Raw genomic sequence first — 12,491 nt, forward strand, 5'->3', positions numbered from 1 at the left:
TATAATTAGTTTGTATAAATAACATAAGGAGTGGGAATATGAGTCAAAGAAAGCTAATGCAGATTAGTGAAGAAGAATATGATCAGTTTATTAACACACAGGAAAGCAACAACTTTCTAAATTCCATTTACGCAGGTAAAAAGCTGACCATTGATGGATGGCATGTAGAATATGTTGGTTTAAAAGAAGAAAACAATGTTGTAGGTGCCGCATTATTAATATCAAGAAATATCAAAGTGGGAAATTATTTCTATGCCCCAAGAGGCTTTGTGATTGACTTCAAGAACGAAGAACTTGTAAAAGACTTTGTGACACAGTTAAAGGCATATTTAAAATCTAATAAAGGTGTTTATTTAAAAATCGATCCATATGTTTTCTATCAGGTACGTGATAAAGATGGTGTAGAAAAAGAAAACGCCCAGAAAAACGATTTGGTCATCGCATTATTAAAATCCTTAGGATTTGAACATGATGGTTTCACAGTTGGGTATGATGAATCAAGACAATGCCGCTGGATGTCTGTTTTATTCTTAGATGGAAAAACCAAGGAACAGGCACTAAAAGAAATGAATTCACAAACACGTCAAAACATAAAAAATACCATCAAAAATGGTATCAAGGTACGTAAACTCGCCTATGATGAATTACACATTCTAGATGAAATCGTCAATGCCACAAGTGAGCGCAGAGGCTTCTCTAATTTATCTTTAGACTATTATCAAAACGAATATAAAGCATTTGGTGAACATGCATGTGCCTATTATGCATATCTGGATTTAGATGATTATTATGCACGTATCGTTAGTGAACGTGAAAAAGAAGAAGAAACCATTCGTGCAGCGGATGAAGTATTAAAAGATAATCCACATTCCAAAAACAGCACTTCACGTAAGAAAACAGCACTGCAGCATTTAGAATCATTAGAAAAACGTGAACAGGATTATAACGAATTAAAGAAAGACTTCGATCATGAAGTACCACTTGCGGCTTCTTTATTCATTATGTATGGCAAAGAAATCATTTATCTGACCAGTGGTTCTTATGATCAATATAAACGCTTCAAAGGGCCATATGCGTTACAATGGTATATGATACAAAAAGCAATTGATGAAGGTTATTCTATGTATAACTTCTATGGTATCAGTGGATACTTTGAAAAAGATCAAGATGGCTTTGGTGTATTTGATTTCAAGCGTGGATTTAACGCAGAAATTGTTGAATTGATTGGAGATTTCACATTACCGATTTCCTCCACAAAACTTGCGTTATACAATGCATTAAAAAAAGTTAAACATTAAAGGCTGTAAACTAGCAAATTTAGCTAGTGATACAGCCTTTTTTTCATTGATTTACTTTAATTGCTTCTAAAAACTTCTGAAGTATCTCATCAGCATTCTCTACTTCTTCTCCAACATCCCCCATATGAATACTTGGTTTGTGTTTACCATGGAAATCACTGCCACAGGTAATTAATAAATTATGTTTTTTTGCGTAATCTGCATAATAATGATTATGCTTTGGCTCATGATAATTACTATATGCCTCAATGCCATCAATACCATAGGAAACAGCAAGGTCTAATAATGCTTCTTTCTGATAGAACGTCGCAAATGGATGTGCCAATACCGCAATACCACCCGCATCATGAATCAGTTGAACCGTATCTTTGAATGATGGATATTCTACATGTACATATAAAGGAGAGCCTTTTTGACATTTATCCCAAAAGAAATTTACAGGTGCAGGATTACTACGTTTTCCTCCAGCTCGATAATCTTTAAAATCTTCGATATCCGCATTCTTAGGATCATTAAAGATCGTATCACACAACATAAACCATGGATTTTCACCATTGCTGTCTTTGATAATCTTTTCTTCATCAAAATCTATATGATACGTTTCTTTAAACTTCTTCACCCTTAACAAGAATGCATCATCAGACAACTTTTGAGTTTGTTCATGTAAGGTTGTAAAATAATCTTTATGATAATCAAAATGGTATCCCAACAAATGACATTCGATATCTGGTTGAAATAATGTGGAAAACTCTATTGCGGGAATCACCTGTATACCTGCCTGTTTTCCTTCTTCGATCATAGTATCTACACCTAACATACAGTTATGATCACTCAATGCCACACATTTTAAATGGCGATCCTTCGCAATCTGTATCAGCTCTTTTGGCGTAAATTCACCATCTGCGCTATAGTTTGAATGCATATGTAAATCAAATGGTATCATTAACTTCATCTCCTTCAAAATCACGTTTCTATTATAGACCAATTCTTTAGGTATGCAAGCCCTAGAAAAAAATTTACATATAGGAAATGATTGACCATATACTTATATAAACCTATAATGAAGTTAAGGAAACTGGTGGTTGTATGAAGAAAAGCTTTAATATCAAAAGGATGATTCTACTCATTGCGATTATATCAATTTTTGGCGTGATGTTATATCATGTCATTTCCACCAGAAACCAATTGATCCTTATGAAGCAGGATTTAACGGATATTCAAAATGGTGTTATCACAATTGAAGAAGCAACCCACATACCTGAAGGCTTTGCCTATACAACACCGGAAAGTATTCATATAGAAAGTGCCTATTTATGGGCGATTCCTTATGTGATCACAGATATCGTTCTCGGTTCTTTGTATATCGTTATGTATAAAACCTAAAAATGCCCAATGAAGTTTGGACATTTTTTTATCATATTTTATAGAAATTTAAACAATAACAAAATAAATAAAATCAGAAAAAATCGGTCTATGATTTGTATCACCATTGCCATATATAAAAACTTTTGATGATGAACTGGTGTACTTTGATTTTGTAAAATATGAATTGCGATTTTGTTAGCATTCCATTCTAAATTTATAGATATTATCAGATCCACAATCATAAGCACCAGTGCTAAAACAAGTGCAAATAACAACAGTTTTGTATGAATTCCAAGAATATATTTCATACAAATACAAACAAAAATTATGACATATAATATAGGTATAAATGTTTTCACAAGCATTATAAATCGATTATAATCAGCACTTTTCTCATGTAAATCTTTACAATGCCCATATTCATGTATTAGTATATCATATGCATCTAATGATTGTACCTCTGTATCCTTTATAACGATTTGTTTCTTAAACATATCATAAGCATAATTCTTTCCTTGTATAACATTTATCTCTGAATTATTATAAATATTTTCTTCCACACACATTCGCATATCGGTATCCACATGTATATTCTTCAGCTTTACTTTTAATTGATGATATTGAACTTCCAACACGATTTTAAACAGAATGATCAATATCAATATCACTTGTATAACACGCATATCAATCACTTAAATTTCTAAAAAAATAATAATAGAAAAACACAGAAAATGTAAATAAGGTTACAATAAATGTAAAGCCGAAAGCTACATTTGTTTTGATATAAAAGTATAGAAAGAACATGACACTGCTTAGAAATTCTATGATTCTACTTGTGGTTATTTTCATTGGATAAAAATCTAAAATGTTAAAGACGCTGATTTTAAGGTTTTTAGATGCTCGATAAGCCGCAATCAATATTATAAACAAGGCGGTATATAATCTTAAATCGATATCAAAAATTTCAAAAATCATGATATAAATAAACGTCAACAATGATATCACCATAAGAATAAATCCACCTCTCCTATACTGTAAATGAATAATAGTATAAAAATAATAACTATCATTTTCCCCCATATGGGAAGCTTTTTAAAGCTTTTAAATGCATCATTCATTTATTGACTCCTCCTTCCTATGCTATATTTTTCATCAAAACAATCTTGATTCTCCAATATAACCTCATCATAGAAAACATATAAATACTTTGTCCTGCATTCCTTTATCACGATATTTATACTCATAAACATAATCCAGGAAATTATTTTTACACCATAATATAATAATATAGCACTTATTATAGAAGCAATCAGACCATATATTATAATGATGTTTCGATAAGGAATATTTACTTTTTCATGAGTCTTTAGAATGATCGCACCAATAACTCCTAAAGCAATTATCAGTATATATGAGATGTTTTTGAGTTCAATAATCAAATAAAGTAACCCTATCACATTACTTGTTTTCAATAATTGATTTAAAACAATATATTCAGGATTCTTTCTAGCTAGTTTCTCAATCTCATCTTTCCTACAAACTTCTTCATAAACGCTGTTTTCTGAGCCTTTTAAACTTTTATTTTGTTTTATCACAACATACAAATGTGTAAGAAATATTAAGCCTAATAGGATACATATCAATATCCTGTTTGTAAAAATCTTAAATACCAATTCAGGCAAGAAAATCAGAAAAAGTATAAATAACGATAGCCCTTCTCCGATAATATTCATATGCTGATCAGCTTTTATATTCAGCATTCCATAAGAAGCTTGTATATATATGGTCATTGCCGCTGCCAATATTTCTACTAAAACAACACAGCTATTTTTCACAACATTAGTATCAGGGTATAATACTAAATACTGTATTCCTATCGCAATATAAAGGGTTATTGAGCTACAAAGAATAGCTTTTTTTAGTATTTTATTACTTAACATATACGTTCATCTCCCTTATATTTATCGTTGTATTTTTTATAAGTTATCAAGTCTTAAGCACTTTGTTTGATACAATATTTAATCTGACATCCTTTATTGTAATTTTCAATCTGTAAATCATGCATTACAGGATTTTGTTTGATGATATCAATATCATCAATATGTTGTTTCAATAGAAACATTGTAATCTGTATTTCTCCATTATCCACCATAAAGAATCCATAATTCAGCTTTTTTTCTGGTAGAATCAAATCAAAAAACACATTCAAATTTTCTACATAATATTCTAATTTATCTACTGGTATTTCTTGTATACCATATATGAATAATGGATGAAAATTACTGTTTTTCAAGGTTGTATAAAGAATAGACCTACTTTTATCATTTCTATATACTTTTTTATACATGACGATTAAAATTGCTTGATAAACCAATACTGTAAAAACTGCCATGATATCTATTTCTTCATATGATACAAGAGATATCAACACATAAAGCAATATAATTTCCATCATAATAAAATAATATTTTAAATAATGAATATTCATTCTTCTAATTACACAGTATGAGCCAAAAAACAAAACTGATATAAATATCATAAAAAGCCAATCTCCAAAATAGTTATCCATGTTTGCCTCCATTCATCATTTTCTTACCCCCATATTATTTACTAGAATTGTCGCTGATCCTACAGTATACTATCTCTTGATACAAACCCATACACATTTTTTCCAAAAGCATCTTGTAATCGATCTTTATAATCTGAAAGATATATAATTCTAGAATTGATTCGTTGAGAAAATAAAGCATCCCTCACTTCAAAACCATTACATTTGTTCATTTCAATATCTAATATAATGATATCCAAGGATTGCTTATTTTGTATTAAATCATAACCATCTTCAAATAGATGATATATTACATCTATTTGTTTATGCTGAAAAAAATCATTTAAAAAGTTTTTTACTTGTTCCCTTACATTCATATTATCATCGCATATTGCGATATTTAATTTTCCCAAGATCCGCCACCCCCTTTTGGTATTTTGAATTATACTTTTGTATATCTTTTAATGATTAACCTTGAACCTACTTGAATATATAACAATATCAAAATAACAAACACAAAGTTATATACAATACTGAATTTTACCTGATAAACAAGGAATACAAAAGCGGCGTTTAAAAAACAAAATAGTAAAACATAAGGAACATGAGTGATTTTCTTCATCATGTAGTATAAATAATAAGAAGATGAACCCAATAATAATAAACCAAGAATGACACTTTCATAAACTTTGAATACTTTTCCATTTTGTAACATCAGTGCAAAAATAAAAATTGCTTCTACAATCATAAATATAATATTTCTCTTATCTGTTTTCATATTTTTCCTCCATATTTATATAAGTCTGACCATAACAATATACCTTGCTTAACCTATCACACGTTATGATAAAAGGCAGGATACAGTATACTGAAATGAATATTTTTATAAATGAACCTACGCCATAAACATGAGAAACGTTTCCTTCTGATTATTAGCTTCCATGCTTCACCATCTCTCTTTCTTATGTAATATGATTAACACTTTTTTTCAAAAACCATTATGAAACTATTTAAAAATTTTTATAAAAGTCTTTTTCATTATATGCTTATTTATGTAAAAAAGCAAACAAAGTATGAAAATCTTTCTTTTTTCATGAAAATAAAAACAAAAAGTTATACATCATTTTAAATGTATAACCTTTGCTCATTTATAGATGAATCTTATTTTTTCCTTTTTAAAGAGATAATAGAGCCTATAACCAAGATAAGGATGAAGAAGATATATGTTCCATGAAGAATCGCTTCATGTGGAAATAGAATCTGATAAATATATGCAAAACGATCTGTGAACCAGATTGGCAACACGAAAAATATCAGACTTATCAACATAAAGATATAAGGTGTTCTCTGTTTTTTAAGAATCCTTGCTGATATCACAGTCATACAAATAATGCTTAGGATTTGAAGAATTGCTGTCATGATATAATAAAGGAAAATTGGCATCTTTATTGGAAAGTTATAAAACAGATCTAAACATTGTATATTTTCCATAAGATTTAAATCTGGGTATAACAATTCTGCTTTTATAAATAAACATGTTAAAAGTGTAAAGAAAATCACAATGAGTATAAATGAGTATAGTAGAAAGTGCTATAACCTTATAATAGAATGTTTGATACTTGCCTCTTGTCGTATTTTGAATCGTTAACATATGCGTTTTTCGTTCATAGTAAAAACACGTTGGCAGAATATATAGAAATGAAATAAGATAAAATGTAATCATGAATTTTGATAAATTCGTTGTTTCATATAATAAACGATATCGATCTTCTTTTAGAATTTTTCTACCTGTTGCATCTTCTTTTCTTTTATCGTACGCTTTTTTATAACGTTCAAATCCTTGTTGTGTCATCAGCTTCTGGGCAATTAAGTTTTGTTTATTCACATTTTGTTCCTGCATAAGCTGATTTTCTAAGTCCTGATAATATTGCTCCTGCTGCTTAATTTTTTCATCTGCTTCCTTGCTTACGTATGCGCCTATGGTATCCACAAAGCTATTATACATATAGTCATTTGCTGTTGATACACTTTGTTGATTTTGCATCATAATGATAAATCCAAGCACTGAAATCATGCCTATCAAAAGAGCTTTTTGTATGATTAAAATCTTCTTCATCTCATAATACATGAACGAGTGTAAGGAATGTTGGTATGTTCTTTTTGCCTGTGTTTTTCTTATAGCTGTTCGCTTTATATTTTTTCTTGAAAGCCAAATGCATATAATACTTACAAGCAACAGAAGCAATAATGTATCATATTCCCTAAAGGCTGTTACATTTAAATTCACAAAGTTATATTGTGAAAATATTTTTTCTGGATGCATATAGAAAAGAATATTCAGATAATTTAAATTAGAAATCAAACCATTTTGGTTTCGTATACCCCAGATCAAAAGGGCTGTAATACCAATGAAACATAATATTGAAATCAGAAAAGCTGATAATTGGTTCCAATAATAGGCAAATACATTCATAATGGAAGATATGGCAGTAAAAGCCAGTAAGGTTGCTAATACACTCATGAGCATAAAGGTAATTGTATTCCAAGCATATGGACATGTGGAAAAGAATGAAAAAGATTGTATCGGTGCCATGAGATCTATAAATCCATATGCAAAAGAATAAATCATATAGTCAAACAAGTAAAACACGATATAACAAGCCATCAATATAATCATCTGAGAAATGAATTTTGTAATCACCTGTTGCCGTTTTCCTTTTCTCATACTTTGGCTATATTGTAAAACACCTGTTTCTTTTTCCTGGTAAATCATCGTAAATACAAGGTAAAATATTAACACAACGGATATGATATTTCTTAATTCAAATGAATATAATTGTGATAAAACCAGTTCAGGTTGTAAACTTAATTCCTTTACATTTAATTTATGATATTGATCATATACTTTTTTTGAAATCTTTTTTTCTGTTTCAGTATCTTGCGCAAAAATAGAAATTTTGGCATGCTCCTCATATTGTTTCTCTATGGAGGAACGATAATTTTGATAATCTTCCAATACAGTCATCTCATTCATAATTTGTTGATATACAAAATCATCATGATGGGATAACGTATCATCATTTTGTTTAAGTATTTGTTCCTTTATCCATGCTTCTCCATACTTTTCCGTATATGTGTTTAGAAACTGTTCGCTATCGATATTGAAAATATAATTGCTTTGAAATTCATATGCGTCAATTTTTTCTTGTAAATAACTTTTAGCTTCTTCCTTACTCATTGTTTGTATTTCCTGATGTATCGTTTTATAAACAGATGGATTTATTGGATGATGATAGATGGTATAAACATCGCTGGCAATCAATAGAATCAACAGGAATGCTAGAAACTTAATATTACGTAATGATCCCAGAAACTTTTTCAGTTCATAATAAATCATGATATTTCCTGAAAATAACTCAAATATACATCGTTTAAATCAGGGGTTATACGTATACCATTTTCTAGTGGTGCCTCATCTGTAATGATACGAGCAATCAGTTTTCCCTGTTCATATCTTAGATTGCTAATTCTGTATTTACTTTCCAGCTGTTTTAATTGACCTTCTTCAATACATCTTTCAAACACTTTTCCATCTATGGATTGTATTAAATCTTTTGTGCTTCCTACTTTTATGATTTTTCCATGATTCATCAACACGATCTGATTAGCGATATATTCAATATCACTGACAACATGTGTAGCAATCAAAACAATTTTATCCTTACTAAGCTGTGAAATTATATTCCTTAATTCTATGCGTTTTTGAGGATCTAATCCTGCAGTTGGTTCATCTAATATTAATATATCAGGATGGTTCATAAGCGTTTGCGCAAACATTGCACGTTTTTTCATACCTCCAGAATATGTCTTTATTTTTTTATGTAGTACATCAGCTAAACCAACTTCTTTTGCTAATTCATTTGCCTGTAATCCTGCCTCTGTTTTTTTCATTCCTTTTAATGCTCCAACATAACAAAGACTTTCAAAAAGGGTAAAATCATCATATAAACAATTTTCCTGTGGCATATATCCAATATGATCAAGATATGTAGTATCCATTTTCACAATATCGTTTTCATCTAATGTTATATTTCCATCCGTTTTATCTAACAATAAACTTAATATATTCATCAAGGTACTTTTACCTGCGCCATTGGGTCCTAAGATTCCATAGATACCATTTTCAAAGGTGATAGATAAATGATCTAAAGCAATGGTAGAGCCATAGGCTTTGCATAAGTTTTCAACATGTAATTTCATACTATTACCCCATATACGCATCTAGTTGTTTCTGTAAATCATCAATGATACTTTTTAAACCCGCAGCTTTTAATTTCTCATTGAATCCTTTCGCATACTCTAACAGACCTTCCTTTTCATATACTGGCAGATTATTATTAGAATCTTTATATACACTTTCTACATCCTTCCATTTATCAGGAATCTTTGGTGAAAAACCTAAATAAGGTTCATCCGGCAGTTGTTTTAGATAATGCATGATAGCTGTTGTATGATCAGGACAGCTTTTAGAAGAAGGAAGTGCAATGATATAGTTTCCAATCATGGATGAACTTCCTAATGAATCAGGAATGATTAAGTCCTCACGTAATGGGTCCACAATACCATTTTTTAATTGATAATCTTCCCCTTCTATTCCATATATAAATAAGTTTGATAAATCCTGATCTGTATTGATCAATGATATTAACTCCACAGCTTCTTTTTCCTTCTTGGATTGATAATAAACAGCATCTCCACCTGTTCTTATATAATCGTATCCGCCAGAAGGCATTTGTTTATATCCTTTATTACGATCTGAATTTTCTCTTAAATCATCTGGGAAATAGTTGCCCAATCGTAAGAATGTTCCTTTCTCCATTTTCTTATTATATTCATCTGTATCTAACTGAGCGCCTGTTAATTCTTTCTGATTCATTTCCTGAATAGTTTTTAAAAAGTTATGAAACGCATCTTCTTCATATAAATTCACAATTTTATATTGCTTGTTATCATCTTTGATATAAATACTTGTTTCATAATCTGATAATAATGGAAGTGAAATATATTGCTTGTTTTTAAAATACTCTTGATATTGAATATCCATAAAACTAAAAGGTATCACATCCAACTGCTTTTTTGCCTGTTCCATATAGGGAATCAAAGAATTTAAATCATATTTTAGTGATGATGCATCTATTTTTAATTCCTTCATCATTTTTTCATCCACCAAGATACATTTTTGTTTTGCGTATAATGAAACCTTTGGAATATAATAGGTATGTTGATCAATTTTTTGTGATTTCCAGTATGTATTTGGCATCGCTTCATAAAATTTTTTCGCATAAGTGCCATTAAAAGTTTCATCTAAATTTTTTATAATACGAATATCTGAATGCATATAAGGAATGATATCAATTTGATTTCCAGCTTTATTTTCCTTTTCAAAATACATTTTCTCACTTTCCACAAATGAGCGATCCTCTGCTTCATCAACTTTCATATCTTTAAAAACAACTTCTATATCCATCCCTTTTTCTTTCAACATCTCATTAAACTTTTTCGTATATTTATTTTGGATGGTGCCCTCTTTATTAATATCTTCTTCTTTTATCCAATTTTGTTTATTGAAGCTTGCGCCATAAAGGTACCAGACAAGCTGATCTTTTTTTGAACTGCATCCATTCAACAGGATGATAAATCCAGCTGTCAGTATGCATTTTATGATTATAGTTTTCTTCATTGTGTTCACCTCTTTTTCATTCAAGCATTGTATAATTCATATTCTCATCATAAACACAATATTTAAAATCCTTTGACCCAAAATATCCATCTTTTGTTTTATATGTCACTCTTTCTCCTACACGATAATCATCAAATAAAAATTTGTTTTTATCCACATCATAGACCTGGATATAGTTTTTAGCTTCCGCTGTATTTTTGTTTTCTAAATATATCAGTTGGATAAGACCATTTTGGCATATAAATGAAAATTCGCCTTTATGCCCTTTGAATTCCGCCAACTTCTCTTTCTTCTGCGTAAAGATATCATAACTATATATTTCTTTTGTTTTTTCATCTGCGCCATAGAGTTTATCATGATACATAAAACTTGTTTCTATCGTATTTTGATCATCGATCAATGATACTTTATCACTCTCAAGATCATATGCATATACAGGTCGATTTTGCTTATCAAAATTATAATTTAAATAATATGCCTTACCTTCTTTAAAACCTATAAAGAAACAATATCCATTATTTTGATCTTCTGCCTTCGTCAGATCTTTCTGCTTTCCTGATGCAATATCATATACCGATACAATATAAGTACCTGAAGTTCCAAAAGATGTTTTACTGGCATCTAAATATTTCAACAAATTATAAGTAAAAAAGATATGGTTTTGGTAAACATCAATATCATTGATCATTGTATTATCTGGTGTTGAAAACAACATCTTAGAAGCCTGTCCTTTATTATCCGTTTCCACAATTACAGAACCAGATTTCCCCTCTTTGTCTGTACTCGCATAATGATAATTGATATATAAATGATCGCCGTACTGTTTTAACCCCATAAATTCTGCCCCATCATACTTTGTCAATTGAACTGCTGGGCAGCTTTCATCTTCATGTTTACAATTTACTTTCTCACATAAAGGAACAACTTTTTTCGCATGAAAATCATAAAAGTTTAATCTATGATATCCACTTTTTGTTTGTGTAACCATATAAATACCATCTTCGGTTTTATATGATCCTACTGCTTCTCCATAATTTTTTTCCTGATGAGAACATGCGCTAAGCATGAATAGCATGACAAAACATATCATTATTATTTTTTTCATAGATATCACTCCCTATTTACATTATTTAAATCTTTATATCATAATGCAATGTAAAAACAGGGAGTGTCGCTTATTTTACAGCCAACAACATTAGAAAAATAACATGATTCTACATTCAAAATCTTTATTCTGTATCAAGACGATATTGCCATTATATTTTTCCACAATCATATTGATGTTTTGATATTCCACACTATTTTCCGTTAATATTTTATGACACATTCCTTTCATACAAATAGATAACTCGTTATGATTGCCACAAATACTGATATCCAATTCGTTCTTTACGTTTTCACAAAATAGTTCAATAAACTTCTTCTTTTAGCTATATCTCTAAAATTTTTTCCTATACTTGCATTCTCTATAAACTATTTTGTTTTTTTCAAATAACTTATGCTTAATTTGTTCATTAAAGGAAAACAACATAAAATTAAT

The 12,491-nt window shown here is 29.8% G+C and carries 13 protein-coding genes; 2 read left to right on the forward strand and 11 right to left on the reverse strand.

Features of this window, described 5'->3' with window-relative positions:
- Positions 1–38 precede the first annotated feature (38 nt).
- A complete protein-coding gene (locus DW114_RS17300; RefSeq protein WP_117454978.1) occupies positions 39–1,298 on the forward strand; it encodes an aminoacyltransferase in 1,260 nt (419 codons plus the stop codon).
- A gap of 43 nt (positions 1,299–1,341) precedes the next feature.
- On the opposite strand, the gene DW114_RS17305 is transcribed toward DW114_RS17300, so the two are convergent.
- On the reverse strand, positions 1,342–2,241 hold the full coding sequence (locus DW114_RS17305) for a PHP domain-containing protein (RefSeq protein WP_117454980.1): 900 nt from the start codon (positions 2,239–2,241) through the stop codon (positions 1,342–1,344).
- A 143-nt stretch (positions 2,242–2,384) separates the two neighbouring features.
- On the opposite strand from DW114_RS17305, the gene DW114_RS17310 reads away from it, so the two are divergent.
- A complete protein-coding gene (locus tag DW114_RS17310; RefSeq protein WP_117454982.1) occupies positions 2,385–2,681 on the forward strand; it encodes a hypothetical protein in 297 nt (98 codons plus the stop codon).
- A 38-nt stretch (positions 2,682–2,719) separates the two neighbouring features.
- Here the strand turns inward: DW114_RS17310 and DW114_RS17315 are convergent, their stop codons facing one another.
- The 10 genes from DW114_RS17315 to DW114_RS17365 all read right to left on the reverse strand — a co-directional run bounded on the left by DW114_RS17315 (position 2,720) and on the right by DW114_RS17365 (position 12,056).
- Entirely contained in the window at positions 2,720–3,346 is a 627-nt protein-coding gene (locus DW114_RS17315) for a zinc metallopeptidase (RefSeq protein WP_117454984.1), read from the reverse strand.
- 1 nt (position 3,347) lies between these two features.
- Positions 3,348–3,671, reverse strand: coding sequence for a hypothetical protein (locus DW114_RS21795; protein ID WP_117454986.1), 324 nt, complete (start codon positions 3,669–3,671; stop codon positions 3,348–3,350).
- Positions 3,672–3,781: 110 nt separating this feature from the next.
- On the reverse strand, positions 3,782–4,603 hold the full coding sequence (locus DW114_RS17325; protein ID WP_117454988.1) for a hypothetical protein: 822 nt from the start codon (positions 4,601–4,603) through the stop codon (positions 3,782–3,784).
- A gap of 53 nt (positions 4,604–4,656) precedes the next feature.
- A complete protein-coding gene (locus tag DW114_RS17330; protein ID WP_117454990.1) occupies positions 4,657–5,232 on the reverse strand; it encodes a hypothetical protein in 576 nt (191 codons plus the stop codon).
- A 59-nt stretch (positions 5,233–5,291) separates the two neighbouring features.
- On the reverse strand, positions 5,292–5,624 hold the full coding sequence (locus DW114_RS17335; RefSeq protein WP_117454992.1) for a response regulator: 333 nt from the start codon (positions 5,622–5,624) through the stop codon (positions 5,292–5,294).
- Between the two features lie 29 nt (positions 5,625–5,653).
- Entirely contained in the window at positions 5,654–5,989 is a 336-nt protein-coding gene (locus tag DW114_RS17340; RefSeq protein ID WP_117454994.1) for a hypothetical protein, read from the reverse strand.
- A 678-nt stretch (positions 5,990–6,667) separates the two neighbouring features.
- The gene (locus DW114_RS17350) at positions 6,668–8,608 is read right to left on the reverse strand and encodes an ABC transporter permease (RefSeq protein ID WP_117454998.1); all 1,941 of its coding nucleotides are present in this window, start codon (positions 8,606–8,608) and stop codon (positions 6,668–6,670) included.
- Positions 8,605–9,471 (reverse strand): ABC transporter ATP-binding protein, encoded by an 867-nt coding sequence (locus DW114_RS17355; RefSeq protein WP_117455000.1) that lies wholly within the window; start codon positions 9,469–9,471, stop codon positions 8,605–8,607. Before DW114_RS17355 ends, DW114_RS17350 begins: the two co-directional genes overlap by 4 nt.
- 4 nt (positions 9,472–9,475) lie before the next feature.
- The gene (locus tag DW114_RS17360; RefSeq protein ID WP_117455002.1) at positions 9,476–10,951 is read right to left on the reverse strand and encodes a DUF3502 domain-containing protein; all 1,476 of its coding nucleotides are present in this window, start codon (positions 10,949–10,951) and stop codon (positions 9,476–9,478) included.
- A gap of 16 nt (positions 10,952–10,967) precedes the next feature.
- Positions 10,968–12,056 carry a hypothetical protein gene (locus tag DW114_RS17365; RefSeq protein ID WP_117455004.1) on the reverse strand — a complete coding sequence of 363 codons (1,089 nt, stop codon included), beginning with the start codon at positions 12,054–12,056 and terminating at the stop codon, positions 10,968–10,970.
- Positions 12,057–12,491: the final 435 nt, after the last annotated feature.

It is taken from the genome of Absiella sp. AM09-50, from assembly GCF_003433845.1.
Lineage (GTDB): Bacteria > Bacillota_I > Bacilli_A > Erysipelotrichales > Erysipelotrichaceae > Hoskinsella > Hoskinsella hominis.

What these genes read in the sequence shown, in the direction of transcription:
- DW114_RS17360 (WP_117455002.1), bottom strand. Translation starts at nt 10,951, where the DNA reads ATGAAGAAAACTATAATCATAAAATGCATACTGACAGCTGGATTTATC.
- DW114_RS21795 (WP_117454986.1), bottom strand. Translation starts at nt 3,671, where the DNA reads ATGGTGATATCATTGTTGACGTTTATTTATATCATGATTTTTGAAATT.
- DW114_RS17325 (WP_117454988.1), bottom strand. Translation starts at nt 4,603, where the DNA reads ATGTTAAGTAATAAAATACTAAAAAAAGCTATTCTTTGTAGCTCAATA.
- DW114_RS17350 (WP_117454998.1), bottom strand. Translation starts at nt 8,608, where the DNA reads ATGATTTATTATGAACTGAAAAAGTTTCTGGGATCATTACGTAATATT.
- DW114_RS17330 (WP_117454990.1), bottom strand. Translation starts at nt 5,232, where the DNA reads ATGGATAACTATTTTGGAGATTGGCTTTTTATGATATTTATATCAGTT.
- DW114_RS17340 (WP_117454994.1), bottom strand. Translation starts at nt 5,989, where the DNA reads ATGAAAACAGATAAGAGAAATATTATATTTATGATTGTAGAAGCAATT.
- DW114_RS17310 (WP_117454982.1), top strand. Translation starts at nt 2,385, where the DNA reads ATGAAGAAAAGCTTTAATATCAAAAGGATGATTCTACTCATTGCGATT.
- DW114_RS17300 (WP_117454978.1), top strand. Translation starts at nt 39, where the DNA reads ATGAGTCAAAGAAAGCTAATGCAGATTAGTGAAGAAGAATATGATCAG.
- DW114_RS17355 (WP_117455000.1), bottom strand. Translation starts at nt 9,471, where the DNA reads ATGAAATTACATGTTGAAAACTTATGCAAAGCCTATGGCTCTACCATT.
- DW114_RS17315 (WP_117454984.1), bottom strand. Translation starts at nt 3,346, where the DNA reads ATGCGTGTTATACAAGTGATATTGATATTGATCATTCTGTTTAAAATC.
- DW114_RS17365 (WP_117455004.1), bottom strand. Translation starts at nt 12,056, where the DNA reads ATGAAAAAAATAATAATGATATGTTTTGTCATGCTATTCATGCTTAGC.
- DW114_RS17305 (WP_117454980.1), bottom strand. Translation starts at nt 2,241, where the DNA reads ATGATACCATTTGATTTACATATGCATTCAAACTATAGCGCAGATGGT.